This window comes from Pseudomonas sp. MLB6B, assembly GCF_054508135.1.
The window spans coordinates 4,457,637-4,484,325 of sequence record NZ_CP199313.1; the positions used below are offsets into that span (position 1 = coordinate 4,457,637).

Annotated in this window: 27 protein-coding genes; 13 read left to right on the forward strand and 14 right to left on the reverse strand. The window is 64.4% G+C overall.

The genetic code is table 11. The annotated features are described in order from the left end of the window. Positions 1–6: 6 nt before the first annotated feature. The 8 genes from lptC to ACSMEV_RS19735 all read left to right on the forward strand — a co-directional run bounded on the left by lptC (position 7) and on the right by ACSMEV_RS19735 (position 5,500). Positions 7–582: an LPS export ABC transporter periplasmic protein LptC gene (gene lptC, locus ACSMEV_RS19700; RefSeq protein ID WP_459206630.1), complete on the forward strand. Its 576-nt coding sequence runs from the start codon at positions 7–9 to the stop codon at positions 580–582. After that, complete coding sequence (gene lptA, locus ACSMEV_RS19705) at positions 569–1,093, forward strand: lipopolysaccharide transport periplasmic protein LptA (RefSeq protein ID WP_296263156.1); 525 nt, start codon at positions 569–571, stop codon at positions 1,091–1,093. Before lptC ends, lptA begins: the two co-directional genes overlap by 14 nt. Then, the gene (gene lptB, locus ACSMEV_RS19710) at positions 1,093–1,818 is read left to right on the forward strand and encodes an LPS export ABC transporter ATP-binding protein (RefSeq protein ID WP_459206631.1); all 726 of its coding nucleotides are present in this window, start codon (positions 1,093–1,095) and stop codon (positions 1,816–1,818) included. Before lptA ends, lptB begins: the two co-directional genes overlap by 1 nt. A gap of 176 nt (positions 1,819–1,994) precedes the next feature. Next, positions 1,995–3,488, forward strand: a complete 1,494-nt coding sequence (locus tag ACSMEV_RS19715) for an RNA polymerase factor sigma-54 (protein WP_296263153.1) — start codon at positions 1,995–1,997, stop codon at positions 3,486–3,488. Between the two features lie 76 nt (positions 3,489–3,564). Further along, positions 3,565–3,873, forward strand: coding sequence for a ribosome hibernation-promoting factor, HPF/YfiA family (gene hpf, locus ACSMEV_RS19720; protein WP_296263151.1), 309 nt, complete (start codon positions 3,565–3,567; stop codon positions 3,871–3,873). Positions 3,874–3,885: 12 nt separating this feature from the next. Next, positions 3,886–4,350, forward strand: a complete 465-nt coding sequence (ptsN, locus tag ACSMEV_RS19725) for a PTS IIA-like nitrogen regulatory protein PtsN (RefSeq protein ID WP_296263149.1) — start codon at positions 3,886–3,888, stop codon at positions 4,348–4,350. A gap of 2 nt (positions 4,351–4,352) precedes the next feature. Then, positions 4,353–5,207 carry an RNase adapter RapZ gene (gene rapZ, locus ACSMEV_RS19730; RefSeq protein ID WP_459206632.1) on the forward strand — a complete coding sequence of 285 codons (855 nt, stop codon included), beginning with the start codon at positions 4,353–4,355 and terminating at the stop codon, positions 5,205–5,207. A 20-nt stretch (positions 5,208–5,227) separates the two neighbouring features. After that, the gene (locus tag ACSMEV_RS19735) at positions 5,228–5,500 is read left to right on the forward strand and encodes an HPr family phosphocarrier protein (RefSeq protein ID WP_459206633.1); all 273 of its coding nucleotides are present in this window, start codon (positions 5,228–5,230) and stop codon (positions 5,498–5,500) included. 28 nt (positions 5,501–5,528) lie between these two features. On the opposite strand, the gene ACSMEV_RS19740 is transcribed toward ACSMEV_RS19735, so the two are convergent. The 6 genes from ACSMEV_RS19740 to pmbA all read right to left on the reverse strand — a co-directional run bounded on the left by ACSMEV_RS19740 (position 5,529) and on the right by pmbA (position 10,786). Further along, positions 5,529–6,422 carry a ZIP family metal transporter gene (locus tag ACSMEV_RS19740; protein WP_459206634.1) on the reverse strand — a complete coding sequence of 298 codons (894 nt, stop codon included), beginning with the start codon at positions 6,420–6,422 and terminating at the stop codon, positions 5,529–5,531. Positions 6,423–6,433: 11 nt separating this feature from the next. After that, a complete protein-coding gene (locus ACSMEV_RS19745; RefSeq protein ID WP_459206635.1) occupies positions 6,434–7,045 on the reverse strand; it encodes a superoxide dismutase in 612 nt (203 codons plus the stop codon). Position 7,046: 1 nt separating this feature from the next. Next, positions 7,047–7,508, reverse strand: coding sequence for a hypothetical protein (locus tag ACSMEV_RS19750; RefSeq protein ID WP_459206636.1), 462 nt, complete (start codon positions 7,506–7,508; stop codon positions 7,047–7,049). Between the two features lie 24 nt (positions 7,509–7,532). Further along, entirely contained in the window at positions 7,533–8,909 is a 1,377-nt protein-coding gene (locus ACSMEV_RS19755) for a class II fumarate hydratase (RefSeq protein WP_459206637.1), read from the reverse strand. Next, a complete protein-coding gene (locus tag ACSMEV_RS19760) occupies positions 8,902–9,303 on the reverse strand; it encodes a FagA protein (RefSeq protein ID WP_459206638.1) in 402 nt (133 codons plus the stop codon). Before ACSMEV_RS19760 ends, ACSMEV_RS19755 begins: the two co-directional genes overlap by 8 nt. Positions 9,304–9,439: 136 nt before the next feature. After that, positions 9,440–10,786, reverse strand: coding sequence for a metalloprotease PmbA (gene pmbA, locus ACSMEV_RS19765; RefSeq protein ID WP_459206639.1), 1,347 nt, complete (start codon positions 10,784–10,786; stop codon positions 9,440–9,442). A 108-nt stretch (positions 10,787–10,894) separates the two neighbouring features. On the opposite strand from pmbA, the gene yjgA reads away from it, so the two are divergent. Then, on the forward strand, positions 10,895–11,416 hold the full coding sequence (gene yjgA, locus ACSMEV_RS19770; protein ID WP_296263131.1) for a ribosome biogenesis factor YjgA: 522 nt from the start codon (positions 10,895–10,897) through the stop codon (positions 11,414–11,416). Positions 11,417–11,479: 63 nt separating this feature from the next. Here yjgA and tldD read toward each other — a convergent pair whose 3' ends face one another. The 8 genes from tldD to mreB all read right to left on the reverse strand — a co-directional run bounded on the left by tldD (position 11,480) and on the right by mreB (position 22,758). Beyond that, positions 11,480–12,919 carry a metalloprotease TldD gene (tldD, locus tag ACSMEV_RS19775; protein ID WP_459206640.1) on the reverse strand — a complete coding sequence of 480 codons (1,440 nt, stop codon included), beginning with the start codon at positions 12,917–12,919 and terminating at the stop codon, positions 11,480–11,482. Positions 12,920–12,921: 2 nt separating this feature from the next. Further along, the gene (locus ACSMEV_RS19780; protein ID WP_459206641.1) at positions 12,922–13,773 is read right to left on the reverse strand and encodes a carbon-nitrogen hydrolase family protein; all 852 of its coding nucleotides are present in this window, start codon (positions 13,771–13,773) and stop codon (positions 12,922–12,924) included. 10 nt (positions 13,774–13,783) lie between these two features. Further along, complete coding sequence (locus tag ACSMEV_RS19785; protein ID WP_459206642.1) at positions 13,784–17,608, reverse strand: YhdP family protein; 3,825 nt, start codon at positions 17,606–17,608, stop codon at positions 13,784–13,786. Between the two features lie 70 nt (positions 17,609–17,678). Beyond that, positions 17,679–19,136, reverse strand: coding sequence for a ribonuclease G (rng, locus tag ACSMEV_RS19790; protein ID WP_459206643.1), 1,458 nt, complete (start codon positions 19,134–19,136; stop codon positions 17,679–17,681). A gap of 61 nt (positions 19,137–19,197) precedes the next feature. Then, positions 19,198–19,794 carry a Maf family protein gene (locus ACSMEV_RS19795; protein ID WP_459206644.1) on the reverse strand — a complete coding sequence of 199 codons (597 nt, stop codon included), beginning with the start codon at positions 19,792–19,794 and terminating at the stop codon, positions 19,198–19,200. Between the two features lie 158 nt (positions 19,795–19,952). After that, positions 19,953–20,441 carry a rod shape-determining protein MreD gene (gene mreD / locus ACSMEV_RS19800; RefSeq protein ID WP_459206645.1) on the reverse strand — a complete coding sequence of 163 codons (489 nt, stop codon included), beginning with the start codon at positions 20,439–20,441 and terminating at the stop codon, positions 19,953–19,955. After that, on the reverse strand, positions 20,441–21,508 hold the full coding sequence (mreC, locus tag ACSMEV_RS19805; protein WP_459208387.1) for a rod shape-determining protein MreC: 1,068 nt from the start codon (positions 21,506–21,508) through the stop codon (positions 20,441–20,443). The genes mreD and mreC overlap by 1 nt, the downstream gene beginning before the upstream one ends. Before the next feature lie 212 nt (positions 21,509–21,720). Then, positions 21,721–22,758, reverse strand: coding sequence for a rod shape-determining protein MreB (mreB, locus tag ACSMEV_RS19810; RefSeq protein ID WP_296263119.1), 1,038 nt, complete (start codon positions 22,756–22,758; stop codon positions 21,721–21,723). Positions 22,759–22,963: 205 nt separating this feature from the next. On the opposite strand from mreB, the gene gatC reads away from it, so the two are divergent. The 4 genes from gatC (at position 22,964) to ACSMEV_RS19830 (ending at position 26,644) form a co-directional block, all read left to right on the forward strand. Further along, positions 22,964–23,251 (forward strand): Asp-tRNA(Asn)/Glu-tRNA(Gln) amidotransferase subunit GatC, encoded by a 288-nt coding sequence (gene gatC / locus ACSMEV_RS19815; protein ID WP_413048646.1) that lies wholly within the window; start codon positions 22,964–22,966, stop codon positions 23,249–23,251. A 15-nt stretch (positions 23,252–23,266) separates the two neighbouring features. Further along, entirely contained in the window at positions 23,267–24,718 is a 1,452-nt protein-coding gene (gene gatA, locus ACSMEV_RS19820; RefSeq protein WP_459206646.1) for an Asp-tRNA(Asn)/Glu-tRNA(Gln) amidotransferase subunit GatA, read from the forward strand. An 11-nt stretch (positions 24,719–24,729) separates the two neighbouring features. Next, entirely contained in the window at positions 24,730–26,175 is a 1,446-nt protein-coding gene (gene gatB / locus ACSMEV_RS19825) for an Asp-tRNA(Asn)/Glu-tRNA(Gln) amidotransferase subunit GatB (protein ID WP_459206647.1), read from the forward strand. A 97-nt stretch (positions 26,176–26,272) separates the two neighbouring features. After that, positions 26,273–26,644, forward strand: coding sequence for a septal ring lytic transglycosylase RlpA family protein (locus tag ACSMEV_RS19830; protein ID WP_459206648.1), 372 nt, complete (start codon positions 26,273–26,275; stop codon positions 26,642–26,644). Positions 26,645–26,689: the final 45 nt, after the last annotated feature.

The window sequence follows — 26,689 nt, forward strand, 5'->3', positions numbered from 1 at the left end:
CTGCACATGTTTAGCAAAAAAGCCAAGAACATCGTTCTGTTCAGCGTGATCGCCGCCCTGCTGGGCGCCGTGGGCTACTGGAATCTGAGCCCGGAAAGTTTCCTCGACGACACGCCACAGGCGCAGGTCGACGAGAACGCGATCGACTACTATGCGATCAACGCCCACAGCGTGCAGTTTCTGCCCGACGGCAAGCGCCAGTACGAAATGACCGCTGACAAGATCGAGCACGTCAAGGCCAGCGAAGTCACTCTGGTGACCCAGCCGGACCTGCAGATGTACCGCGGCACCGCCTTTCCCTGGCACATCCAGAGCGAGCACGCCGAGGTCAATCCCGATGGCACCGAGGTGGAACTGATCGATTCGGTCAGGATCGCCCGCACCGATGAAAAGAACCGCGACACGCTGATCACCAGCAGCCGCATGACCGTGTTCCCGCAGAAGCAATATGCGCAGACCGAGCAAGCCGTTAGAATCGACGGCGCCGGTGGCACCACTACGGGCACAGGCATGAAGGCGTACTTGAAAGACGGCAGGATGGACCTGCTGTCCAACGTAAGAGGACAGTATGAGGCTCGTTAAAACCCTTCCCCTTTTGCTCAGCCTGAGCGCAGCACTGGGTAGCGCGAGCGCTTGGGCCCTGCCGACCGATCGCGACAAGCCGATCCGCATCCAGGCCGACAACGCGCACCTGGACGACAAGCAAGGCGTGGCCACCTACACCGGCGATGTCATCATCACCCAGGGTTCGATGATGATCAAAGGCAATACCGTGACCATCACCCGTGCGGCGTCCGGCGACATCGACGTGCTCACTTCGGTCGGCAACCTGGCGTATTTCGAGCAGCAACAGAGCGCAGCCAAGCCTGACAAGATGAAAGGCTGGGCAGTGACCATCCAGTACCAGGCGCAGAAAGACCTGGTCGTGCTCACCGATCGCGCCAAGGTGGAAAACGAAGGCAACACCACCGAAGGCGAGAAGATCGTCTACAACACCAAGTCCCAGATCGCCACAGCGGGCCGTGGCGGCAACGTCACCGCACCGCGCCAGCGTATCGACATGGTGATCCAGCCGAAGAAGAAGGCCGAGTGATGGCAACCCTCAAAGCCCAACATCTGGCCAAGAGCTATAAAAGCCGGCAGGTCGTTCGCGACGTCAGCCTGTCCATCGACAGCGGTCAGATCGTCGGCCTACTCGGGCCCAACGGCGCGGGCAAGACCACCTGCTTCTACATGATCGTCGGCCTGGTCCAGGCCGATCAGGGTCGGGTGCTGATCGACGATCTCGACGTCAGCCACCAGCCCATGCACGGCCGCGCCAAGGCCGGTATCGGCTACCTGCCACAGGAAGCGTCGATCTTCCGCAAGCTGTCGGTGGCCGACAACATCATGGCCATCCTCGAGACCCGCAAGGAGCTCGACGGCGACGGCCGGCGTCAGGCGCTGGAAAGCCTGCTGCAGGAATTCCACATCACCCACATCCGTGACAACCTCGGCATGAGCCTGTCGGGCGGTGAGCGTCGCCGCGTGGAGATCGCCCGTGCGTTGGCGACCGCGCCGAAATTCATCCTGCTCGACGAACCTTTCGCCGGGGTCGACCCGATTTCCGTGGGCGACATCAAACAGATCATCCATCACCTCAAGGCCAAAGGCATTGGCGTGCTGATCACCGACCACAACGTACGTGAAACGCTCGACATCTGCGAAACGGCATACATCGTCAACGACGGTCAGCTGATCGCCGAGGGCGATTCGGCTACCATCCTGGCCAACGACCTGGTGAAAGAGGTCTACCTGGGACACGAGTTCAGACTGTGAATGTTCGGCGGGCGTGCCCGCCGCATTGATCGAGGCTGGATCGCACTTTATTTGACACAGCGCCCTAGGCAAACGTTACAGTTTCAGGCATACAACTTGCTTAAAATTGGCGCCGCGGCGCCCTCGTGTAGTGGATGGCGCTTGCGCGCCGGCGAACAAGGTAATTAGCCCCAGCCATGAAACCATCGCTCGTCCTAAAAATGGGCCAGCAACTGACGATGACCCCGCAGTTGCAACAGGCCATTCGTCTGCTCCAGCTTTCCACTCTGGATCTTCAGCAGGAAATCCAGGAGGCCCTGGAATCCAACCCGATGCTCGAACGCCAGGAAGAAGGCGAAGACTTCGACAACAACGATCCCATGGCCGACAACGCCGAAAGCAAGCCTGCCAGTGAAGCGCACGACACTTCCTTCCAGGAGACCACCACCACGGTCGAGAACCTCGAAGAAGGGGATTGGGGCGAGCGCATTCCCAACGAGCTGCCGGTCGATACGGCCTGGGAAGACATCTATCAGACCAGCGCCAGCAGCCTGCCCAGCAACGACGACGACGAGTGGGACTTCACCACCCGCACCTCGGCCGGGGAAAGCCTGCAAAGCCATCTGCTGTGGCAGCTCAATCTGGTGCCGATGTCGGACGTCGATCGCATGATCGCCGTCACCCTGATCGACAGCATCAACCCCCAGGGTTACCTGGAAGACTCCCTCGAAGAAATCTGCGAGGGGTTCGATCCCGAACTGGACATCGAACTCGACGAAGTGCAGGCGGTGCTGCACCGCATCCAGCAGTTCGAACCTGCCGGCATCGGCGCCACGAGCCTGGGCGAGTGCCTGCTGCTGCAACTGCGCCAGCTGCCGGCCAATACGCCGTGGATGGCAGAGGCGCAGCGCCTGGTCAGTGACTTCATCGACCTGCTCGGCAGCCGCGACTACAGCCAGCTGATGCGCCGCATGAAGCTCAAGGAAGACGAGCTGCGCCAGGTCATCGAGCTGGTGCAAAGCCTCAACCCGCGCCCGGGCTCGCAGATCGAGTCAAGCGAACCCGAATACGTAGTGCCCGACGTCATCGTGCGCAAGGACAACGAGCGCTGGCTGGTGGAACTGAACCAGGAAGCGGTGCCGCGCCTGCGGGTCAACGCGCAGTACGCAGGCTTCGTGCGCCGCGCCGACACCAGTGCCGACAACACCTTCATGCGCAACCAATTGCAGGAAGCGCGCTGGTTCATCAAGAGCCTGCAAAGCCGCAACGAAACGCTGATGAAGGTGGCCACGCAAATCGTCGAGCACCAACGTGGTTTCCTCGACCTGGGCGACGAGGCCATGAAGCCGCTGGTCCTGCACGACATCGCCGAAGCCGTGGGCATGCACGAGTCGACCATCTCCCGGGTCACCACGCAGAAGTACATGCACACGCCGCGCGGTATCTATGAGCTGAAATACTTCTTTTCCAGCCACGTCAGCACGGCCGAAGGCGGCGAATGTTCGTCCACGGCAATCCGCGCGATCATCAAGAAACTGGTGGCGGCGGAAAATCAGAAAAAGCCATTGAGTGACAGCAAGATCGCTGGTTTACTGGAGGCTCAAGGCATCCAGGTAGCACGTCGCACCGTCGCCAAGTACCGCGAGTCGCTGGGCATCGCGCCCTCCAGTGAACGCAAGCGGCTGATGTAACGCCTGGATGTGCCACAGCGTTTCAGTGGCAGGTGCAACACCTGCCTCTTTATGCACGGCAATAAGGAGAAGCTGTATGCAAGTCAACATCAGTGGACACCATGTAGAAGTCACCCCACCCCTGCGCGATTACGTGGAGCAGAAGCTCAAACGTCTGGAGGGTCATTTCGACAAGATCACCAACGTGCAGGTCATCATGAAAGTCGAGAAGCTGCAGCAAAAAGTCGAAGCGACGCTGCAGATTCCTGGTGGTGAAGTGGTTGCCAACGCAGAACACGAAGACATGTATGCAGCGATCGATGCGCTGGCTGACAAGCTTGATCGCCAACTGAAAAAACACAAGGAAAAACAGCAAAGCCTGCTGCAAGGCGCAGCGGCCCGCTGACACCCCCCATCCATGATCCGACTTGAAACCATTCTGACCCCCGGCCGTTCGCTCGCGAACGTGCCGGGCGGTAGCAAGAAGCGCGCCCTGGAAAAGGTCGCCACCCTCATCGCCGAACAGGTGCCGGAACTGGAGATGCACGACATCTTCGAAAAACTGGTCGCCCGTGAAAAACTGGGCTCCACCGGTTTCGGCAACGGCATTGCCATTCCTCATTGCCGCCTGCCCGGTTGCACTGCACCGGTCAGTGCCCTGCTGCACCTCGATGCCCCTATCGACTATGACGCCATCGACGGCGCCCCGGTGGACCTGCTGTTCGTGCTGCTGGTCCCGGAAGCGGCCACCGATGCCCACCTCGAGCTGCTGCGCCAGATCGCCAGCATGCTGGACCGCAAAGAAGTACGCGAACGCCTGCGTGCGGCCACCACCAGCGAGGCCCTGTACCAGGTTGTCCTGGACGTTCAGAACGAGGCCTGACCATGCGCCTGATCATCGTCAGCGGTCGCTCCGGCTCCGGCAAGAGTACCGCCCTGGATGTACTGGAAGACCACGGCTTTTACTGCATCGACAACCTGCCGGCCGGCCTGCTGCCGCAACTGACGGAAAACGTCCTGCTCAAGGCTGAGTTGCAGCAGCCCAAGGTGGCGGTGTCCATCGACGCACGCAACCTGCCGGGCCACCTGTCGCGCTTTCCCGCCCTGCTGGAAGATGTTCGGTCAAAGCACATCCAGTGCAACGTCGTGTACCTGGACGCCGACGAAGACATCCTGCTCAAGCGCTTCTCCGAGACCCGTCGTCGCCACCCGCTGACCACTGCGGACCGTTCGCTGGCCGAAGCCATTCGCGTGGAAACCGATCTACTTGGCCCGATCGCGGATTTGGCCGACCTCAAGATCAACACCAGCAACCTCAACCTGTATCAATTGCGCGACTCGCTCAAGCTGCGCTTGCTCAACCAGCCCGAGCCTGGCACGGCGTTTCTGGTCGAATCCTTCGGTTTCAAGCGAGGCATGCCGGTCGACGCCGATCTGGTGTTCGACGTGCGTTGCCTGCCCAACCCTTACTGGAACTGCGAGCTGCGCGACCATTCCGGTCTCGAGCAGCCGGTGATCGACTATCTGGCCGCGCAACCCGATGTCGAGGAGATGTTCCAGGACATCTCCAGCTACCTGCTCAAATGGCTGCCACGCTTCGCCGCCAGCAATCGTGCCTACGTCACCATCGCCATTGGCTGCACCGGCGGCCATCATCGCTCGGTCTACCTCACCGAACGCCTCGGCGCCCTTTTGCAACAAACCCTGAAAAATGTCCAGGTTCGCCATCGCGACCTCTAGCCCACAGGATCCACCCTCCAATGCCCGCCCGTGAAATCACCATCGTCAACAAGCTCGGCCTGCATGCCCGGGCCGCCGCCAAGTTCGTGGGTGTGGCCGGGCGTTTCCCCTGCCAGGTAAAGGTAGGACGCGCACCCGACAAGCTGGTGGACGGCAAGAGCATCATGGCCGTGATGATGCTGGCTGCTGGCAAAGGCACCCAAGTGCATTTGCACACTGAGGGTGAGCAAGCGGACGAGGCATTGGCAGGCTTGGTGGAACTGATCGAGAACAAGTTCGACGAAGGAGAGTAGACCGCCCTCCCCGCACCTGCTTCGATCCTCAGGACATCGCAGTATCCATCACCATCATCAGGCAGAAGCCGAGACATAGCCCCAAGCTGGCCAGGCGGTGGTGCCCATTGCTGCGCGATTCGGGAATGATTTCCTGGGTGACCACCAACAGCATGGCGCCGGCCGCGCATGCCAGGCCCAGCGGCAATAGCAGCTCGGCGACATTGACCAACCAGGCGCAGACCACTGCCGCCACAGGCTCGACCAACCCGGAAGCGGCACCGATCAGAAACGCCCTGAAGCGCGACATGCCCGCCCCAGCCAAGACCAAGGCGATCACCAACCCTTCAGGCACATCCTGCAAAGCGATGCCCATGGCCAGGCTGTCGGCGTCGGGCATGCCGCCGCCGGCGGAGACGCCGATGGCCATGCCCTCCGGAATGTTGTGGGCGATGATGGCGATCACGAACAACCAGATGCGCGCCGCGATCACCGGGTGAGTGCCGTTGCCCACTAACGCCTCGGGTGAGGCGCCAGAGACCTTGAGGTCGACCAGAAACAGGCAGAGTGCTCCGCCCAATAGACCGAAGCTGATCAAAGCGCCAGCGCCCCAAGGGCTGTAGCCGATCGACTGCGCCGCTTCCAGCCCTGGAATGATCAACGAGAACGCCGTAGCGGCCAGCATCACGCCGGCGCCGAAGCCCAGCAGTGTGTCGGCCAGCGCCACCGGCATGCTGCGCACCACCAAGACCGGTACCGCGCCAAGTGCAGTACCCAGCGCGCACAGCGCACCCCCTTCGAGCGCACGCAGCATGCGTGGCTCGAGCTCCAGCCAGGCGATGCCCCGCGCGACCAGCAGCGCAGTGCCGACCAGCACCAGCAAGATACCCAGCGCTTGCCTGAACAGGCGCACGCTACCGACCGACATCACCTGTGAGCGCATGGGCGATCTGCTTATCGAGTGGCTTCGAGGTAACGACGCTCGACTTCCTGCCAGTCGATGACGTTGTAGAAGGCACCGATGTATTCAGGACGGCGGTTTTGATACTTCAGGTAGTAGGCATGCTCCCATACGTCCAGGCCCAGGATCGGCGTATTGCCATGCATCAACGGGCTGTCCTGGTTACCGCTGCTTTCCACCACCAGCTTTTTCTCCGGGGTGACGCTCAGCCAGGCCCAGCCACTGCCGAAGCGGGTCAGCGCAGCCTTGGTGAACGCTTCCTTGAAGGCTTCGAAACCGCCCAGTTCGGCCTTGATGGCTTCGGCGACCTGGCCGACCGGCTCACCGCCGCCGTTGGGCGACATGACGGTCCAGAACAGGCTGTGGTTGGCATGGCCACCACCGTGGTTGGTGACCGGACCGCGCAGGTTCTCGGGCAGTTGCTTGACCGCAGCGACCAGTTCCTCGACCGGTTTGTCGGCCCACTCGGTGTTTTCCACGGCGGCATTCAAGCCGTTGACGTAAGTCTGGTGGTGCTTGGTGTGGTGGATTTCCATGGTCTGCGCATCGATGTGCGGCTCGAGCGCGTCGTAGGCGTAAGCGATTTTTGGCAATTCGTAAGACATGTCAGTGAATTCCGTAGGCAGGGGTTGTGGAGGTCACGTCCGGCTGAGCGCTCAGCTCGCTGGCCACGGCCGCATTGCGATTGAGCAATCGTTCGGTACGAGGGTATTGACCGTATTCGGCGATGAAATTCAGCAATTCTATGTAGGTTCTGGCGCTATGGCGCAAAACAGCGTCGCGTAGCGGCTGCGACAGACGCAGATCCTGGCTGGCCTGCAACAGGCGCTGGTGCGCCGAGCACAGGTAGTCGGCACTCTCATGGGGCTGGTTCAACGCCAGATGCAGGTCGGCCAGGTTGTGGTGGGCGATGACGAACACCGCCACCGCTTCGTCGACGTCATGCCAGCGCTCGAACAGCACCTGGGCCAGGGCCAGGGCTTGCAGATAGAGCTCCCGGGCATCGACCAGATCGCCCTGCTCGAACAGCGCGTTGGCGTGTTGCGTGGTGCGTTTCCAGTGCAGCATGACGAACCTCCTCGGCGCGGCGGGTCAGAGACCGCCGGCAGTCAGTTTTTCCGGGTCCAGCAGGGTTTGCAGCTGGTCGCGGGACAGGTCGGTGTGTTCGAGCGCCACCTCGATGATCGGCCGCCCTTGCTTGTAGGCGGTCTTGGCGATCTCGGCAGCCTTGAGGTAGCCGATGATGGGGTTGAGCGCCGTCACCAGGATCGGATTGCGCGACAGCGCTTCCTTGAGCTTGGCGTCATTGACCGTGAAGCTGCTGATGGCTTTGTCGGCCAGCAGGCGACTGGTGTTGGCCAGCAGCTCGATGCTTTCCAGCAGATTGCGGGCGATGACCGGCAGCATCACGTTCAGCTCGAAGTTGCCCGACTGCCCGGCAACGGCGATGGTGGCGTCGTTGCCGATGACCTGCGCGGCGACCATCGCCGTGGCTTCCGGAATCACCGGGTTGACCTTGCCCGGCATGATCGAAGAGCCCGGTTGCAGGGCTTGCAGCTCGATTTCGCCAAGGCCGGCCAGAGGGCCGGAGTTCATCCAGCGCAGGTCGTTGGCGATCTTCATCAGGGCCACGGCAGCGGTCTTGAGCTGGCCCGACAACGCTACGGCGGTGTCTTGCGAGCCGATCAGAGCGAACAGGTTGGCGCCGGGCACGAATTCTACGCCCGTCAAGGTGCTCAGCTCGCGAGCGAAACCTGCGGCGAACTCGGGGTGGGCGTTGATGCCGGTGCCGACCGCAGTGCCGCCCTGAGCCAAAGCCTGCAATGCCGGCAAGGTGGACTCGATGTGCGCTTGGGCGCCCTTGACCTGCGCAGCCCAGCCACCGAGCACCTGGCTCAGGCGTACGGGCATGGCATCCATCAGGTGGGTGCGACCGGTCTTGATGTGGTGGTGTACCTGTCCGGCCTTGGCTTCGATGGCCTGGGCCAGATGCTGCAAGGCCGGCAGCAACTGCTCGCGCACCGCGAGCGCCGCGCTGACGTGGATGCTAGTGGGGATAATGTCGTTGCTGCTCTGTCCGCAGTTGACGTGGTCATTGGCGTTGACCGCCTCGCCCAGCACGCGGCTGGCCAAGGTGGCGATCACTTCGTTGGCGTTCATGTTGGAGCTGGTGCCGGAACCGGTCTGGTACACATCGACCGGGAAGTGCTGGATGAAGTTTTCGGCCAGCAGTTGCTCGACCGCCTGGACAATGGCCTCGCCCTGGGCCGAGCTGATCTGTTCGAGCTCGATGTTGGCTTTGGCCGCGGCGGCCTTGGCCAGCAGCAGCGCGCGGATGAACTGCGCCGGCATGCGCTGGCCGCTGACCGGAAAATTGTCGACCGCGCGCTGGGTCTGGGCCCCATAGAGGGCCTGGGCCGGCACCTGCAACTCGCCCATGCTGTCACGCTCGATACGGGTCTCACTCATCGTCAAATCCTTGCATCAGTTCTTCGTGGGAAATCGATGGCAGCAGCACGCACTTGGCCAGTTGCAGCGCATAGGGTTGCCAGAGCTGGTTGCATTCGCTGCGGTTGAGGGTGCGCAGGTCCAGCAGCGGGCGCCAGGCCTGGTCCAGGCACTGGCTGCGCCAGTGCCACGGCAGCATGCGGTCGCAGGCGGTGTCGAGCAGCAGGCGGAACGAGGTGAGTGCTACGGTCCAGGGCGCGGTGTCGGTGCAGCACACCAGGTAGCGTCCTTCGGCGAGGTAGTGTTCGATCAGGCGCGGCTCATCGGGCTCGATGGCACAGCGGATGCGGCGGCTCAGCCAGCGCCAGTTTTCCAGGTAGGGCAATTCGTGGAGAACGGTGTTCATGAACAGCATCGACCATGATGTGCAGAATGATATTCATTATTAATTGATAAATAGAATCACTTCAAGAGCCGCCCCACAAACAAAAGACCCGGCGCGATGGCCGGGTCTTCTTTCCAACAGGGATTTTTACGAGGCCATCAGCCTGTCAATTGCCTGCGACGGTCATGCGCTCGATCAACACCGAACCCGTATGGATGTTGCTGCGGGTTTCCAGATCGTTACCGATGGCGACGATCTGCTGGAACATGTCCTTCATGTTGCCGGCGATCGTGACTTCCTGAACGGCGAACTGGATCTCGCCGCTCTCCACCCAGTAGCCAGCGGCGCCGCGCGAGTAATCACCGGTCACCATGTTCAGGCCATGCCCCATCAGCTCGGTCACCAACAGGCCACGCCCCATTTTCTTGATCAACGCGGCCTGGTCGTCGTCGCCATGGGTCACGAACAGGTTGTGCACGCCTCCGGCGTTGGCCGTGCTCGGCAGCTTCAGCTTGCGTCCGGAATAGGTGCCCAACACATACGAAACCAGCTCGCCGTTTTCCACGAATGGCTTGGCGTAGGTGGCCAGGCCATCGCCGTCGAAACCGGCGCTGGCCAAGGCGCGAGGAATGTGCGGACGTTCGTCGAGGGTGAGCCAGCTCGGGAACAGGCGCTGGCCGATGCAGCCTTCGAGGAACGAGGATTTGCGGTAGAGGTTGCCGCCGGAAATCGCCCCGAGGAAGCTGCCGAACAGGCCACCGGCCAACTCCGCAGAGAACAGCACCGGCACTTCGCAGGTCGCTACCGGGCGGGCGCCCAAGCGGCTGGCGGCACGCTGCGCCGCACGCTGGCCGATGCTCACGGGGTCGGCCAGCAGCGTGCCCTGGCGATTGACGTCATACCAATAGTCGCGCTGCATCTGCCCGTCGCCTTCGGCGATCATCACGCAGCTCAGGCTGTGTCGGGTCGAAGCGTAGCCACCGACGAAACCGTGGCTGTTGCCGTACACTCGCACGCCCTGGTGGGTGCTGAGCGAGGTGCCGTCGGCATTGCGGATGCGCGGGTCGGCTTCGAAGGCAGCCGCTTCGCAGACCAGGGCCTGCTCGATGGCCTGCTCGGGGCTGATGTCCCAAGGATGGTAGAGGTCCAGCTCGGGGATGTCGCGGGCCATCAGTTCGGCATCGGCCAGGCCCGAGCATTCGTCTTCGGAGGTGTGCTTGGCGATGGCCAAGGCCGCCGCCACGGTTTCACGGATCGCCTCCGGGCCGCTGGCCGAGGTGCTGGCCGAGCCCTTGCGCTGACCGACGTACAGGGTGATACCGAAACCCTGGTCACGATTGAATTCGACCGTTTCCACCTCGCGCTGGCGCACCGTGGTGGACAGCCCCTGTTCCAACGACACCGCCACTTCGCAGGCGCTGGCGCCCTGGCGTCTGGCTTCGGCGACGATCGCCTCGACCTGCTCCTGCAACGCCGGCAGGTCCTTCGGGCCTACGCTCTGGACTGCACTCATGGTTATCTCCCATCAAATTCTGCGTTCGGCACGGGCCATGCTACGACCGGGCCGGACAAGCGGCCCCCGACTGGTTATCATGGCGACGATTTCCTGCGGACTGCCACCATGGTTGATTCATACGACGACGCCTTCGACGGCGAAAAAAGCAAAACCCAGATCAAGCGCGAGCTGCTTGCGCTGGTCGAACTGGGCGAACGCCTGACCACACTCAAGGCCGACACCCTGGCCCGCCTGCCGCTGACCGACGCTCTGCGCAAGGCGCTGGCCGATGCCAGCAAGCACACCTCGCACATCGCCCGCAAACGGCACATGTCGTTCGTCGGCAAGCTGATGCGCGACCAGGACCTTGAGGCCATCAATGCGGTGTTCGAACAGGTCGACACGTCGAGCCGCCAGTACAACGAACGCTTCCACAATCTGGAGCGCTGGCGCGATCGCCTGGTCGACGGCAACGACGAAGACCTGGAACGTTTCGTCAACGAGTTCCCCGACACCGACCGCCAGCACCTGCGTTCGCTGATCCGCCATGCCCAGCACGAGAAGGCGCGCAACAAGCCGCCAGCCGCCGCGCGCAAGGTGTTCAAGTACATCCGCGACCTCGACGAGCTGCAGCGCGGCCTGCGCTGAGCCCTGGCCGCTCGCCCATCGTGGGGCACGCCGGCTCGGCGTTTCGTCCCACGATGGCGCCCTTCACGCTCCCGTACCGCCTACCGTGATGGCATCGAGCTTCAAGGTGGGCTGACCGACGCCGACCGGCACCGATTGGCCGTCCTTGCCGCACGTACCCACGCCGCTGTCCAGGGCCAGGTCATTGCCGACCATCGACACCCGGCTCATGGCTTCCGGACCATTGCCGATCAACGTCGCGCCCTTGACCGGCGCGGTGATCTTGCCGTCCTCGATCAGGTACGCCTCGCTGGTGGAGAACACGAACTTGCCGCTGGTGATGTCGACCTGGCCGCCGCCCAGGTTGGCGCAGTACAGGCCGCGCTTGACCGAACGAATGATCTCTTCGGGGTCGCTTTCGCCGGCACGCATGTAGGTGTTGGTCATGCGCGGCATGGGCAGGTGGGCATAGGATTCGCGGCGACCGTTACCGGTGACCGCCATGCCCATCAGGCGCGCGTTGAGCTTGTCCTGAATGTAGCCCTTGAGCACACCGTTCTCGATCAGCGTGGTGCACTCGGTAGGCGTGCCTTCGTCGTCGACGCTGAGCGAACCGCGACGGCCTTCCAGGGTGCCGTCGTCAACGATGGTGCACAGCGAAGACGCGACCTTCTGGCCGATGCGCCCACTGAACGCCGAGCTGCCCTTGCGGTTGAAGTCGCCCTCAAGACCATGGCCCACCGCTTCGTGCAGCAACACACCGGACCAGCCGGAGCCCAGCACCACTGGCAAGGTGCCGGCCGGCGCGGGCACCGCTTCGAGGTTGACCAACGCCTGGCGCAGCGCTTCGCGGGCATAGCCCATGACCTTTTCTTCGGTGAAGAAGCGATAGTCGGTACGCCCGCCACCGCCCTGCCCGCCCCGCTCGCGGCGGCCGTTCTGCTCGACGATGACGCTGACGTTGAAGCGCACCAGCGGCCGCACGTCAGCGGCCAGGCTGCCATCGGCGGCGGCGACCAGGATGCGCTCCCAGACCCCGGCCAGGCTGACACTGACCTGCTGGATACGCGGATCCAGGGCGCGAGTCGCGGCGTCGACGCGCTTGAGCAGGTCGACCTTCTCGGCGCGGCTGAACACGTCCAAGGGATTGTCAGCGCCATACAGCGCAGTCACGTCGCGGCTCTGGAACGCCTGCACACGGCCGTTCTGGCCGGCGCGGGAGATCGAGCGTGCGGCGGTGGCTGCGGCGGTCAGCGCTTCGAGGTTGATGGCGTTGCTGTAGGCGAAGCCGGTTTTCTCGCCCGACTGGGCACGTACGCCCACGCCCTGGTCGAGGTTGAAACTGCCTTCCTTGACGATGCCGTCTTCCAGCGCCCAGGTTTCCGAGACCTGGCCCTGGAAATACAGGTCGGCGGCGTCGATGCCAGGGCCCGCCAGGGCGCCCAGCACACTTTGCAGGCTGTCGAGGGTCAAGCCGCCCGGGGCCAGGAGTTGCTCACTGACGGTGGATAACATCTGGCTCATAGTCACTCCAAAAGGTGCGCAGGCCGCACGGCGTCCTGCGAGAAAAAGCGCCGGTGAGCGAACACCGGCATCCGCGTCCGTATGGACGCTTGTTCGTCAGCATCGCGCGTGGCCAGCAGCACGGCCTCGCCCTGTGCCTGTTCGGCGAGTATCCGCCCCCAGGGATCGACGATGGCCGCATGGCCATGGGTTTCGCGCGGGCCTGGGTGCAGACCGCCCTGGGCCGCCGCCAGCACGTAACATTGGGTTTCGATGGCGCGCGCACGAATCAAGACCTCCCAGTGCGCGGCGCCCGTCACCGCCGTGAAGGCCGAGGGCGCGCTGATCAACTGCGCGCCTGCCGCACGCAAGGCGCTGTACAACTCGGGAAAGCGCAGGTCGTAGCACACCGTCAGGCCCAAACGACCGACCGGCGTGTCGGCCACCACCACCCGATCACCTGAAGCATAGTCATCCGATTCGCGATAACGCCCACGGTTGTCGCTGACATCGACATCGAACAGATGCAGCTTGTCGTAGCGTGCGGCGATCTCGCCATCTTCGTCGATCAACAAGGAACAGGCACAGGCCTTGCCGTGGGGTGTGTCGATCGGGGGCAAGGGCAAGGTACCTGCGACTATCCATAACTTGAGGGCGCGGGCGGTACGTTTCAACCACGGCAGGATCGGCCCCTGGCCCAGCGCTTCGTCCAGGCCGATGCGTGCGGCGTCGCGGCGCCCCATGGCGGCGAAGTTTTCCGGCAGCACCGCCAGACGGGCGCCGCCCGACGCGGCCTGTTCGAGTAGCCGCCCGGCTTGGCGCAGGTTGGCCAGCAAGTCGTCCTGGCTGACCATCTGGATCACGGCAATGCTCATGGGCAGGCTCCTAACGACCGCGGGTAAAGGGTTTCACGAAGGTGATCTTAGGCTCTTTCAGAGGGCCCACGACGCGGTAATTGACGCTGGCAAAACGCGCCACCCGGTCGCCGAGCAGCCGGTCGACGATGAACAGCGCCCCGCCGACCACCGGCGCACCCACCAGCAGGGCCGCCAGCGGCAGGTTGTTGGTGACCGGCAGCGCCACTTTGACGTTGGCCACCACCCGCTCATGCACCATGTCCACGGTACCGTCGATCTCGATGTCGCTCGAAGGGCCGGTCATGCGGATCGGCTCGCGAGTGACGTAACGGCCGCGGCTGACCGCGAGCAACGCCTTGACCCGGTCGTAGGCCAGGCCTTTGCCGAACAGGTCCGAGAAGTCCAGGCGCAGGCGCCGGCCCAAGGCGTCGAAATTGAGCAGGCCGAACACGCGCAGGGCCTGGGCGCCGCCGTCCACTTGCTTGAACTGACCGTCGCGCATCGACACCTGCAGGCTGCCGGACACCTTGTCCAGCCCGACCCAGGCCGGTGAGCCCGGCCAGCGCGCATCCACATTGAGGTGGAAATCGCGGCTGGTGACCGAAGGCGCGAAGCCCCAGGCCTCGAGCACATCGGCCAGGTTGCGGCCCGACACGCGCCCCTTGTACCAACTGTTGCTGCGCCCGGTGCTGCCTTCCCAGGCGGCGCTGCCGTTGGCTCGCAGGCCCTTGAGGTCGACGTCGATATCGTCCACCGACACGCCGCGTCCGGTCGGGCGCAGTTTCAGCGCCACACGCCCGTAGAGGTCGTCGCCACGGTAGAGCTTGTCGATGCCAAGGTCCAAGGCAGGCGCCTGGTGAGGGTCGTAGCTGGCCAGCGGGTCGCGCGACGGCGCGCCCGGGTCCTGGTCCGGCTGCGCAGGCGGCAAGCGCAAGGTTTGCAAGCGTATGACCAACGGTGCGTTCTTGGCATCGGCCAGGCGCGCGTCGCCGATCACTTCGCGGCTGTCCAGACGCAGATCCCAGGCGCTGGCACCGCGCCGCAGGCGGACTACGGCCTGGTTGAGGGTCATGCCCGAGGCGTCGATGCGGCCAATGCTCAGGTCCGCGCCTTGCAGCACCTGGCGCGCACTGCCACCCGGATCGTCGCCAGCGAGTTGGCCGGCCTGCTGTTGCCAGGCGCCCAGGTCCAGACTCTCCAGGCGGCCGCGCACCCACAGGCCCTGGCCAGCGGGTGGTGTAGGCTGGCCGCCGCTGCCCAGCAGCAGCTCGCCACGGCCCTCGGTCAGGCGCTTGGCCGGGGCAATGTAGGCCAGTTGCGCAAGATCGGCATAACGCGCGTCCATGCGCCGCTGGCTGCCGTCGAGAGTCATGCTGAAATGGCCATCGCGTGCAGTCGAAGCCGCCTTGCCGAAGGGCGCAGGCAGGTCGATGCGCAGCCCTTTGAGGTTGGAATCGACCAGCAGACGGTTTTCCCGGCTGCCGAGGTCGACCTGCAACTGGTACGGCAATTCGCCGTCCAGAGGCAGCGCCTGCTTGAATTGCAGCCAGTCGGTCAGGGTCTGCAGCGCGATCTGCCCGCTCGCCTCAATACGGGTCTGCATCTGCCCGCCCTGGCCTTGCGCAGTGATCTGCGCGGTCACGGGCCGGTCGAAGGCGCGCAGGCTGATGTCGCGGCCGCTCAAGCCCTTGGCCAGGTCGAACTGGAAATCGCCCGTGACCTGACTCAGTTTCAACTCTGGTGAAGCGATGTTCAGGGTCGCGTCACGCGTGGCGAAATCCACCAGCACCTCGGGCGTTGCGCCTTTGGCCAGCGGAATGTCCAGGCTCAGCTCGCCGCTCAACGGGCCCTTGCCTTCCCAGCCGGCGAACACGTCTTCGGTGCCGATCGGCGCCTCTTGAAGGATTTTCAGGCCGTCGGCCAGTTTGCCGTCGACCTTGCCGCGCACTTGCAGGTGGCTGGGCTGGCCTGGCTTGGCATGGGGAATCTCGACCTTGACCTGGCTCAGCCCGGTGTCGAGTATCCGGCCACGCTCGGCCACCACGCGCACGCCGGCATCGTCGACATAGACCTTGCCATCGACCTGCTTCAGATGCGGCCAGCCTGGCTGGAAGTCGAGCGCGGCGTTGCGCACCGCGAAGAACAGGCTGAGGGTGCGCGAATGGGCCGGCGCATCGTGGTGCAGCGAACCCTGGTACTGGAAGTAGCCCTCGTCCACATCGCCTTGCAGAATGGCGCTGCGCAGCCACTTGTCGACGTCGTCGCCCAGCACTTCGGGCAGGTATTTGGCGGTGTAGCGACCGTCACCCTCGGTCAGGCCCACGCGCAGGTCCATGTAGTCTTCGTGTCCAGGTTCGAGGAACAGCCGAATGAGGAAGTCGCCGGCGATGTTGCCTTCCTTGCCCTTCACCTTCAAGTACGGCGCCACCAGGGTGAAGCTCTGCTTGTTCAGGGTCCAGGTGAGCCGCGCGTTGGCCTGCTCGTAGTGCCAGGGTTTGGCGAAGATCGGGTACAGGTGCAGCATGAAGGCTTGGCTGTCCAGGCGCAGTTCGCCGTGGCCCAGGTCGCCCTGAATGCTGCCGCTGACGTTGTCGGCGCCCGGCGCGCCGTGATAGGCGTCGAAGCCTACCCGTTCCAGGTTGGCAGCGAATTGCGCGCGCTGGTCGCCCTCGGCTTTGGGACGCAGATCGAGGCGCAGGTTGCGCAGCGCGCCGGTCACCTGCAAGGCATCGACGGCCTTCATGGCGGGCTCGGGCAGAGGTGCCAGCGCGTGGATCACCGGGGTCAGGGGGGTCAGGTCGATACGGTCGGCCTGGACTTCCCAGCGCTCTTGTTCGGGCGTCTGAGCGTCGGTCTGTTGCAGCTTCAAGCGCGACTGCCATGCCGTCTCGCCGATCCGCGCCGCCAATGAATCGACCTGTACGGCCAAGCCTTGGGCATTGCGCTCGAGCCAAGCCGAGAGGGCTACCTCTTTCACACTGATCGGCTTGCGTCCTTCATGAGCACCGCGCAGTTGCGGCGCCTGTACTCGGACCACTGCTTTTTGCAGTGTGCGCTTGCCCCATTCCAACCACACCTGACCGCCCGCCTGCAACCGATCGGCCTGCCAGGCGCCGAGCAGGCGTGGCGGTATCCACTGTGCCCACTCGGCCTGCGGCAGGCTCACGTAGGCCTGCACGGCGCCGTCGCGCCACTGCTCGGCGCGGACCTGGCCATGCAGCACGGCCGACAGCGGCTGGCCATCGGGCAGCGTGGCGCGCATTTCGAGCGATTGTCGTTGGCTGCCGGCGCGCAGGCCGAGTTCGACGTAGGTGAGCGTCAGCGGTTCACGCTGCCAAGGATGCAACGTGACCTGGCTGTCGAACAGATCGACCCGGCCCAGTTGGCGCAATTGCTTGAGGATCCGTTCCGGGTCGCTGGGTGCGTCGTCGCGCTGCGGCAGGCCTTCGAGGGTCCACTGGCCTTCCTGGTTTTCACGCACGATGAGTTGCACACCGCTGACCTGCAGGTCGGCCAGACGCACCTCGCGCGACTTGAGGCTGCCCCACAGGTCAGGCACCACCTTGACGTCGTCCAAGCGTAGCGAAGACTGACCCTCGCCGATCTGCACGTCATGCAGGCTGAGCACAGGCGAAAGCCGCAGCCAACGGCCTTCGAGCGCGCCGATGTGTACCGGCACACCTACCGCCTCGCTGACCTTGCGTTCGATGTCGGCGCGGTACTCGGCCACCAGCGGCACCAGCACGCGGCCCAGGCTGGCATATAGCGCCAGCAGTACCGCCAGCAGCGCGCAGGCGCCCAAGCCCCAGCGGGTCAAGGCGCCCGGAACGCGCGTCATACGTCCCATGGCCATGGCCCTCGTAGTCGTATTTCGATAATGGCCACGGGTAACGCGCAGGCCATGCCTGCGCCATCAACCCCGCTCAGAGCAGCACCACGTCGTACTGCTCTTGCGAATACATGGACTCGACCTGGAAGCGGATGGTTCGACCGATGAACGCCTCCAGTTCGGCCACGTTGCCCGACTCCTCGTCGAGCAACCGGTCGACCACCTTCTGATTGGCCAGCACCCGGTAGCCCTCGGCTTGATAGGCGCGTGCCACGCGCAGAATTTCCCGAAAGATTTCGTAGCAAATGGTTTCCGGCGTCTTCATCCGCCCGCGCCCGTGGCAGGCGCTGCACGGCTCGCACAGCACCTGATCGAGGCTTTCGCGGGTGCGCTTGCGGGTCATCTGCACCAGGCCCAGCTCGGTGATGCCGATGATGTTGGTCTTGGCATGGTCGCGTTCGAGCTGCTTTTCCAAGGTACGCAACACCTGGCGCTGATGCTCTTCGTCTTCCATGTCGATGAAGTCGATGATGATGATGCCGCCCAGGTTGCGCAGGCGCAGTTGCCGGGCGATGGCGGTGGCGGCTTCGAGGTTGGTCTTGAAGATGGTCTCTTCGAGGTTGCGGTGGCCGACGAACGCCCCGGTGTTGACGTCGATGGTGGTCATGGCCTCGGCCGGATCGACCACCAGGTAGCCCCCCGACTTGAGCGGTACCTTGCGCTCGAGCGCCCGCTGGATTTCGTCTTCGACGCCATACAGGTCGAAGATCGGCCGCTCGCCGGGGTAGTGCTCCAGGCGGTTGGACAGTTCGGGCATCAGCTCGCCGACGAACTGCGTGGCGCGCTGGAAGGTTTCCCGCGAGTCGATACGGACCTTCTCGATCTTGGCGTTGACCAGGTCGCGCAGGGTGCGCAGGGCCAGGTCCAAGTCCTGGTAGATCACCGTCGGCGCGCCGCAGGTCTTGATCTGGCTGGCGATCTGTTCCCAGAGGCGGCGCAGATAGCGGATGTCCTGCAGGATGTCGTCGGCGCGCGCGCCTTCGGCGGCAGTGCGCAGGATGAAGCCACCGGCGTCCTTCATCTCTTCCCTGGCCATGCAGTCGCTGACCACCTGCTTGAGGCGCTCGCGCTCGGCTTCGTCTTCGATCTTCAGGGAAATGCCGACATGGCTGCTACGCGGCATGTACACCAGGTAGCGCGACGGAATCGACAGTTGCGTGGTGAGCCGCGCGCCCTTGGAGCCGATCGGGTCCTTGGTCACCTGCACCACCAGGCCCTGACCTTCGTGCACCAGGGCGCTGATGGTTTCCACCGCAGCGCCTTCGCGCAGGGAAATCTCCGAAGCGTGGATGAACGCCGCGCGCTCCAGGCCGATGTCGACGAAGGCCGCCTGCATGCCGGGCAGCACCCGCACCACCTTGCCCTTGTAGATGTTGCCGACGATGCCGCGGCGTTGGGTGCGCTCGACATGCACCTCTTGCAGCACCCCGTTTTCGACCACTGCCACGCGTGACTCCATCGGCGTGATGTTGATCAGAATCTCTTCACTCATGGCAGGTTCTCGTCGGAGGTAGCGGCTAATGATGGAGGGCGGTAGGCCGCCTGGCTAGTGGCTATGTGCGATCGAGAGGCACCGACTGCCAACAGGCGACGCCGAACTCGCCGAGCAATGCCGCGGTTTCCTGCAAGGGTAACCCCACCACGGCCGAATAACTGCCGCTCAAATGGCTGACGAAGACGGCGCCCAGCCCCTGGATGGCGTACCCGCCCGCTTTGTCGGCCGGCTCGCCGCTGGCCCAATAGCGCTGCGCTTCTTCGACGCAGATGGTACGAAAGCTGACTTGGCTGGCGACGTACAGGCTGCGCGTACGGGCGCCATCGGTGACGGCGACGGCAGTCAGTACCTGATGCTCGCGTCCGGACAGGCTGAGCAGCAGCGTCTGGGCATGGGCGGCGTCGCGCGGTTTGCCCAGCACCTGACCGTCGAGCACCACGACGGTGTCGGCCCCCAGTACCACGCCGGGCGCTTGCAGCAGGGCGAACCCGGCCTGGGCTTTCGCACAGGCCAGACGCTCGACGTAGTGCTCGGCCGTCTCGGTGGGTCGCAGGGCTTCATCGACCGGCGCGCTGAGCACGGTGAACGACACGCCCACCTGGGTCAGCAGTTCGCGGCGTCGCGGTGAGCCTGAGGCCAGGTAGAACGGGGGCATGGTCATCTCCTTGAAGGTCGCGTCGGGCCGCTGGGCCTTGCGACGGAATCCGCGGCAAGATCGTTGCCGGGGTGCAGCCTGCTTTTGGGTAGGCCTGGGCGCGCCGTTCACGTGCCAGGCCAGCGCGCCGCCAATCCAATCTTGGCGGCGCGTCCGGGCTAGTTGATGCGCAATCTGCGGCGCACGTCGCGCAGGGCAAAGCTCAGCCATGGCCAGAGCAGCGCACTGATGAACGCCGACCACACCAGCGCCAAGGTCGGCAAGCGGTTGCCGGTCAAGGCGCTGAGCCACAGCTGGACCAATTGGGCGATGCCGAAGATCACCAGGATCACCAGGCTCTGTTGCCACATGGGAAAATTGCGCATGCGCTGTTGCAGGCTCAATACCAGGAAGGTGATGAGGGTGAGCACCAGTGCGTTCTGGCCCAGCAGCGTGCCGTAGAGCACGTCTTCGGCCAGGCCCAGAAAGAAGGCGGTGGTCATGCCGACCCGGTTGGGCAAGGCCAGGGCCCAGAACGACACCAGCATCGCCAGCCACATGGGGCGGAACACTTCGAGGAAATTGGGCATCGGCGACACGCTGAGCAGCAGGCCGACGGCGAAGGTCAGCCAGATTACCCAGCCGTAGTTGCTGCGCGGACGAGCCATCATTGCCTCCGGGGTTGTGCTGCGGACGCAGGCGGTTGCGCGGGCGTCGCGGTGCCGGTGGCAGGTGCGGCGCTGGAAGGTGTCGGCGAGGGCGTGGCGGCAGGCGACGTGCCGGTCGCCGGCGCGTTACCTTGCGGCGCCTGGCCCTGTGCGGGGCTGGCCGGGGTACTCGGCGCGGCGCCACCCTGCCCTGTCGCAGGGCTCGCCTGCTCGCCAGCGGCGCCCTTGCGGTCGGCCTCTTCCTGGGCCATGGCCGCTTCGGTAGCGCGCTGCTCAGGAGTGCGGCTGTCGCTGAACACCAGCAGCATGTAGCGGCTGCGGTTCAGCGAGGCGGTGGGAATGGCGCGGACGATGGCGAACGGCTGGCCGGAATCGTGGATCACCTCGTTGACCGTGGCCACCGGGTAGCCGGCCGGGAAGCGCTCGCCCATGCCGGAGCTGACCAGCAGGTCGCCTTCCTTGACGTCGGCGGTGTCGGCGACATGGCGCAATTCCAGGCGCTCCGGGTTGCCGGTGCCGCTGGCGATGGCGCGCAGGCCGTTGCGGTTGATCTGCACCGGGATGCTGTGGGTGGAATCGGTCAGCAGCAGCACCCGCGCGGTATAGGGCATCAGCTCGACCACCTGACCCATCAGGCCGCGGGCATCGAGCACCGGCTGACCGAGGAACACGCCGTCACGCTCGCCCTTGTTGATCAGGATGCGATGGGTGAAGGGGTTGGGATCGACGCCGATCAGCTCGGCCACTTCGACCTTCTCGTTGACCAGCGCCGAAGAGTTGAGCAGCTCGCGCAGGCGCACGTTCTGCTCGGTCAGGGCCGCTAGCTTCTGCAGCCGTCCCTGAAGCAACAAGGCTTCGGTCTTGAGCTTTTCGTTTTCCGCGATCAGTTCGGTACGGCTGCCGAACTGCCCGGCCACGCCCTGCCAGATGCGCTGCGGCAGATCGGTGACCCAGTACGACTCCATCAACACCAGGCCCATCTGGCTGCGCACCGGCTTGAGCACGGCGAAACGCGCGTCGACCACCATCAGCGCGACCGACAGCACGACCAGAACCAGGAGGTGGATGCCCAGCGAGGGGCCTTTGGAGAAAAGCGGTTTAATGGGCCGTTCCTCGTGGACGACTCAGGAGGTCATTGGACATGGGACAACGCACCAGCCTGGTTGCAGGTTGACGGAAACGACGCGGCGAGCGGCGTCAGACGACGCACACAGGTAGCACTGTGGGTGCTACCTGTAAAGCGCGGAGAGAGGCTTCGGCACGCTTGCGCCTACACGGATCACTCGCTCGAGAGCAGGTCCATCGCGTGTTTGTCCATCATTTCCAGCGCACGGCCACCGCCACGCGCCACGCAGGTCAGCGGGTCTTCGGCGACGATCACCGGCAAGCCGGTTTCCTGGGCCAGCAGCTTGTCCAGGTCGCGCAGCAGTGCGCCGCCACCGGTCAGCACCAAACCGCGCTCGGCGATGTCGGAAGCCAGCTCCGGCGGGGACTGTTCCAGGGCGCTCTTGACTGCCTGGACGATGGTCGCCAGGGATTCCTGCAGCGCTTCGAGCACTTCGTTGGAATTGAGGGTGAAGGCACGCGGGACGCCTTCGGCCAGGTTACGGCCACGCACATCGACTTCGCGGGTTTCGCCACCGGGGTAGGCGGTGCCGATTTCCTGCTTGATGCGCTCGGCGGTGGACTCGCCGATCAGGCTGCCGTAGTTGCGGCGCACATAGGTGACGATGGCTTCGTCGAAGCGGTCGCCGCCGACGCGGACGGATTCGGCGTAGACCACGCCGTTGAGCGAAATCAGGGCGATTTCGGTGGTGCCGCCGCCGATGTCGACGACCATCGAACCGCGGGCTTCTTCGACCGGCAGGCCGGCACCGATGGCGGCGGCCATGGGCTCTTCGATGAGGAACACTTCGCGTGCGCCGGCACCCAGGGCCGACTCGCGAATGGCGCGGCGCTCAACCTGGGTGGACTTGCACGGCACGCAGATCAGCACACGCGGGCTGGGCTGCAGGAAGCTGTTTTCGTGCACTTTGTTGATGAAGTACTGCAGCATCTTTTCGCACACGCTGAAATCGGCGATGACGCCGTCTTTCATGGGGCGGATGGCGGCGATGTTGCCAGGTGTACGGCCGAGCATGCGCTTGGCTTCGGTACCGACAGCGACGACGCTTTTCTGGTTGCCATGGGTACGGATGGCAACAACCGAGGGTTCATTCAGTACGATACCGCGCTCACGCACGTAGATTAGAGTGTTGGCCGTGCCCAGGTCGATCGACAGATCGCTGGAAAACATGCCACGCAGTTTCTTGAACATGGGAAAGGGACCCTGGGGAAAGCGTGGGTAAAAAAGAGCGGCAAACTCTAACAATGGCGGGGATTTTGGGCAAGGAGCCAATATGTTAAATTGGCAGTTTTTCCGAGCACGCCAGCAGAAGATCGCGGCCCTTCGACCATCAAAAGCCTGTCATGTTCCCTGTCGGGCAATTGTTCCTTTTTGTTTCCTAGTCCTGGAGAACCCCATGGCGCTTGAACGCTGCGACGTGGAAAAGATCGCTCACCTGGCCCGCCTGGGCCTCGATGAAGCCGAACTGCCACGCACCACCGACGCCCTGAACAGCATCCTCGGGCTCGTCGACCAGATGCAGTCGGTCGACACCGACGGCATCGAGCCCCTCGCCCACCCCCTGGAGGCCAGCCAGCGCCTGCGCCCCGACCAGGTCACCGAACACAACCAGCGCGACCGTTACCAGGCCGTCGCGCCGGCGACCGAAAACGGTCTGTACCTGGTTCCGAAAGTCATCGAGTAAGGGATAGAGCCTGCCATGCACCATTTGACCCTGGCCGAGATCGCCCGCGGACTCGCCGACAAGTCGTTTTCCTCCGAAGAGCTGACCGCAGCGCTGCTGCAGCGCATCCGGTCGCTCGACCCACAGCTCAACAGCTTCATCACCGTCACCGACGAGCTGGCCCTGCAACAGGCGCGCGCCGCCGATGCGCGCCGCGCCGCCGGTGAGAGCGGCGCGCTGCTGGGTGCCCCGATCGCCCACAAGGACCTGTTCTGCACCCAGGGCGTGCGTACCAGCTGCGCCTCGAAGATGCTCGACAACTTCACCGCGCCCTACGACGCCACCGTGGTCGCCAAACTGGCCGAGGCCGGCATGGTCACCCTGGGCAAGACCAACATGGACGAATTCGCCATGGGCTCGGCCAACGAGTCGAGCCACTACGGCGCCGTGAAGAACCCGTGGAACCCCGAACACGTGCCCGGTGGCTCCTCCGGCGGTTCGGCCGCCGCCGTGGCCGCGCGCCTGACGCCGGTGGCCACCGGCACCGACACCGGCGGTTCGATCCGCCAGCCTGCCGCGCTGACCAGCCTGACCGGCCTCAAGCCCACCTACGGCCGCGTCTCGCGCTGGGGCATGATCGCCTATGCGTCGAGCCTCGACCAGGGCGGCCCGATGGCGCGCAGCGCCGAAGACTGCGCCCTGCTGCTGCAAGGCATGGCAGGCTTCGACGCCAAGGACTCCACCTCCATCGACGAGCCGGTGCCCGACTACAGCGCCAGCCTGAACAACCCGCTCGAAGGCCTGCGCATCGGCCTGCCGAAGGAATACTTCGGTGCCGGCCTCGACCCGCGCATCGCCGACCAGGTCCAGGCCACCGTCGATGAGCTGAAGAAGCTCGGCGCGGTGGTCAAGGACATCAGCCTGCCGAACGTGCAGCACGCCATCGCCGCGTATTACGTCATCGCCCCGGCCGAAGCCTCCTCGAACCTGTCGCGTTTCGACGGCGTGCGCTTCGGCCACCGCTGCGACAACCCAAAGGACCTGACCGACCTGTACAAACGCTCGCGCGGCGAGGGCTTCGGCCCCGAAGTGCAGCGGCGCATCATGGTCGGCGCCTACGCGTTGTCGGCCGGCTACTACGACGCCTACTACCTCAAGGCGCAGAAGATCCGCCGCCTAATCAAGAACGACTTCATGGCCGCCTTCGAAGGCGTCGACCTGATCCTCGGCCCGACCACGCCGAACCTGGCCTGGAAACTCGGCGCCAAGGGCAACGACCCGATCGCCGCGTACCTGGAAGACGTCTACACCATCACGGCCAACCTGGCCGGCCTGCCGGGCCTGTCCATGCCGGCCGGTTTCGTCGACGGCCTGCCGGTCGGCGTGCAGTTGCTGGCCCCGTACTTCCAGGAAGGCCGCCTGCTCAACGTCGCACATCGCTACCAGCAGGTCACCGACTGGCACACCCGTGCCCCCAACGGCTTCTGAGGAATTCATACATGCAATGGGAAGTTGTGATCGGGCTGGAGATTCATACCCAGCTCGCGACCCAGTCGAAGATTTTCTCCGGCAGCGCCACCACCTTCGGCTCCGAGCCCAATACCCAGGCCAGCCTGGTCGATCTGGGCATGCCGGGCGTACTGCCGGTGCTCAATGAAGAAGCCGTGCGCATGGCGTGCATGTTCGGCTTGGCGATCGACGCCGAGATCGGGCCGCGCAACGTGTTCGCGCGCAAGAACTACTTCTACCCCGACCTGCCCAAGGGCTACCAGATCAGCCAGATGGACCTGCCCATCGTCGGCAAGGGCCATCTGGACATCGCCCTCGAAGACGGCACCGTCAAGCGCATCGGCGTCACCCGCGCGCACCTGGAAGAAGACGCCGGTAAGAGCCTGCACGAAGACTTCAACGGCGCCAGCGGCATCGACCTCAACCGTGCCGGCACGCCGCTGCTGGAGATCGTCTCCGAACCGGACATGCGCAGCGCCAAGGAAGCCGTGGCCTACGTCAAGGCCATCCATGCCTTGGTGCGCTACCTGGGCATCTGCGACGGCAACATGGCCGAAGGCTCGCTGCGCTGCGACTGCAACGTGTCGATCCGCCCCAAGGGCCAGACCGAGTTCGGCACCCGCTGCGAGATCAAGAACGTCAACTCGTTCCGCTTCATCGAGCGCGCCATCAACAGCGAAATCCAGCGCCAGATCGAGCTGATCGAAGACGGCGGCAAGGTCATCCAGGAAACCCGCCTGTACGACCCGAACAAGGACGAGACCCGCTCCATGCGCAGCAAGGAGGAAGCCAACGACTACCGTTACTTCCCCGACCCCGACCTGCTGCCGGTGGTCATCGAACCGGCGCTGCTCGACAGCATCCGCGCGTCCCTGCCCGAACTGCCGACGCAGAAGGTCGAGCGCTTCCAGGCCCAGTACGGCCTGTCGGCCTACGATGCCAACGTGCTGGCGGCCAGCCGCGAGCAGGCCGACTACTTCGAACAGGTGGCCAAGGTCGGCGGCGACGCCAAGCTCGCGGCCAACTGGGTGATGGTCGAGTTGGGCAGCCTGCTCAACAAGCTGGGCCTGGACATCGACGAGTCGCCGGTCAGCGCCGAGCAGCTCGGTGGCATGCTGCTGCGCATCCGCGACAACACCATCAGCGGCAAGATCGCCAAGACCGTGTTCGAGGCCATGGCCGCCGGTGAGGGCGACGCCGATGCCATCATCGACAGCAAGGGCCTCAAGCAGGTCACCGACAGCGGCGCCATCGAAAGCATGCTCGACGACATGCTGGCGGCCAACGCCGAGCAGGTCGAACAGTACCGCGCTGCCGACGAGGCCAAGCGCGGCAAGATGTTCGGCTTCTTCGTCGGCCAGGCGATGAAGGCGTCCAAAGGCAAGGCCAACCCGGCCCAGGTCAACCAGTTGCTCAAGGCCAAGCTCGAAGGCTGATCGCTACTGCCCCGCCGCCCACGCGGGCGACCGCTGCGTGCTTGCCTTGGGCAGGCACGCAGCGCGTCGTCCACGTCCGCCAAGGAGCCCCTCTCCGATGCACACCCCCCGACTTCTTCTGCCGCTCGTCGTCCTGCTGAGCGGCTGCGCCAGCCACAACGTCGCCCCCCGTAGCTACGACGACACCGGCATGGCGTCCTATTACGGCGCGCGCCATCAAGGCAAGCGCACCGCCAGTGGCGAACCCTTCAACCCATACGCCTTGACCGCCGCCCACCGCAAGCTGCCGTTCGGCAGCCGCCTGCGCGTGACCAACCTGGCCAACCAGCGCAGCGTGGTGGTGCGTATCAACGACCGTGGCCCGCACCGGCGTGGCCGGCTGATCGACCTGTCGCGCGGCGCGGCGGAAAAAATCGGCATGCTGCGTAGCGGAACCGCGCGCGTGCGGGTACAAGGGTTGGGCCGTTAACCCGTGGAGCCTTGACCATTTCCCTGCTCGCCACCCTCCCCCCGT

What these genes read in the sequence shown, in the direction of transcription:
- lptC (WP_459206630.1), top strand. Translation starts at nt 7, where the DNA reads ATGTTTAGCAAAAAAGCCAAGAACATCGTTCTGTTCAGCGTGATCGCC.
- lptA (WP_296263156.1), top strand. Translation starts at nt 569, where the DNA reads ATGAGGCTCGTTAAAACCCTTCCCCTTTTGCTCAGCCTGAGCGCAGCA.
- lptB (WP_459206631.1), top strand. Translation starts at nt 1,093, where the DNA reads ATGGCAACCCTCAAAGCCCAACATCTGGCCAAGAGCTATAAAAGCCGG.
- ACSMEV_RS19715 (WP_296263153.1), top strand. Translation starts at nt 1,995, where the DNA reads ATGAAACCATCGCTCGTCCTAAAAATGGGCCAGCAACTGACGATGACC.
- hpf (WP_296263151.1), top strand. Translation starts at nt 3,565, where the DNA reads ATGCAAGTCAACATCAGTGGACACCATGTAGAAGTCACCCCACCCCTG.
- ptsN (WP_296263149.1), top strand. Translation starts at nt 3,886, where the DNA reads ATGATCCGACTTGAAACCATTCTGACCCCCGGCCGTTCGCTCGCGAAC.
- rapZ (WP_459206632.1), top strand. Translation starts at nt 4,353, where the DNA reads ATGCGCCTGATCATCGTCAGCGGTCGCTCCGGCTCCGGCAAGAGTACC.
- ACSMEV_RS19735 (WP_459206633.1), top strand. Translation starts at nt 5,228, where the DNA reads ATGCCCGCCCGTGAAATCACCATCGTCAACAAGCTCGGCCTGCATGCC.
- ACSMEV_RS19740 (WP_459206634.1), bottom strand. Translation starts at nt 6,422, where the DNA reads ATGCGCTCACAGGTGATGTCGGTCGGTAGCGTGCGCCTGTTCAGGCAA.
- ACSMEV_RS19745 (WP_459206635.1), bottom strand. Translation starts at nt 7,045, where the DNA reads ATGTCTTACGAATTGCCAAAAATCGCTTACGCCTACGACGCGCTCGAG.
- ACSMEV_RS19750 (WP_459206636.1), bottom strand. Translation starts at nt 7,508, where the DNA reads ATGCTGCACTGGAAACGCACCACGCAACACGCCAACGCGCTGTTCGAG.
- ACSMEV_RS19755 (WP_459206637.1), bottom strand. Translation starts at nt 8,909, where the DNA reads ATGAGTGAGACCCGTATCGAGCGTGACAGCATGGGCGAGTTGCAGGTG.
- ACSMEV_RS19760 (WP_459206638.1), bottom strand. Translation starts at nt 9,303, where the DNA reads ATGCTGTTCATGAACACCGTTCTCCACGAATTGCCCTACCTGGAAAAC.
- pmbA (WP_459206639.1), bottom strand. Translation starts at nt 10,786, where the DNA reads ATGAGTGCAGTCCAGAGCGTAGGCCCGAAGGACCTGCCGGCGTTGCAG.
- yjgA (WP_296263131.1), top strand. Translation starts at nt 10,895, where the DNA reads ATGGTTGATTCATACGACGACGCCTTCGACGGCGAAAAAAGCAAAACC.
- tldD (WP_459206640.1), bottom strand. Translation starts at nt 12,919, where the DNA reads ATGAGCCAGATGTTATCCACCGTCAGTGAGCAACTCCTGGCCCCGGGC.
- ACSMEV_RS19780 (WP_459206641.1), bottom strand. Translation starts at nt 13,773, where the DNA reads ATGAGCATTGCCGTGATCCAGATGGTCAGCCAGGACGACTTGCTGGCC.
- ACSMEV_RS19785 (WP_459206642.1), bottom strand. Translation starts at nt 17,608, where the DNA reads ATGGCCATGGGACGTATGACGCGCGTTCCGGGCGCCTTGACCCGCTGG.
- rng (WP_459206643.1), bottom strand. Translation starts at nt 19,136, where the DNA reads ATGAGTGAAGAGATTCTGATCAACATCACGCCGATGGAGTCACGCGTG.
- ACSMEV_RS19795 (WP_459206644.1), bottom strand. Translation starts at nt 19,794, where the DNA reads ATGCCCCCGTTCTACCTGGCCTCAGGCTCACCGCGACGCCGCGAACTG.
- mreD (WP_459206645.1), bottom strand. Translation starts at nt 20,441, where the DNA reads ATGGCTCGTCCGCGCAGCAACTACGGCTGGGTAATCTGGCTGACCTTC.
- mreB (WP_296263119.1), bottom strand. Translation starts at nt 22,758, where the DNA reads ATGTTCAAGAAACTGCGTGGCATGTTTTCCAGCGATCTGTCGATCGAC.
- gatC (WP_413048646.1), top strand. Translation starts at nt 22,964, where the DNA reads ATGGCGCTTGAACGCTGCGACGTGGAAAAGATCGCTCACCTGGCCCGC.
- gatA (WP_459206646.1), top strand. Translation starts at nt 23,267, where the DNA reads ATGCACCATTTGACCCTGGCCGAGATCGCCCGCGGACTCGCCGACAAG.
- gatB (WP_459206647.1), top strand. Translation starts at nt 24,730, where the DNA reads ATGCAATGGGAAGTTGTGATCGGGCTGGAGATTCATACCCAGCTCGCG.
- ACSMEV_RS19830 (WP_459206648.1), top strand. Translation starts at nt 26,273, where the DNA reads ATGCACACCCCCCGACTTCTTCTGCCGCTCGTCGTCCTGCTGAGCGGC.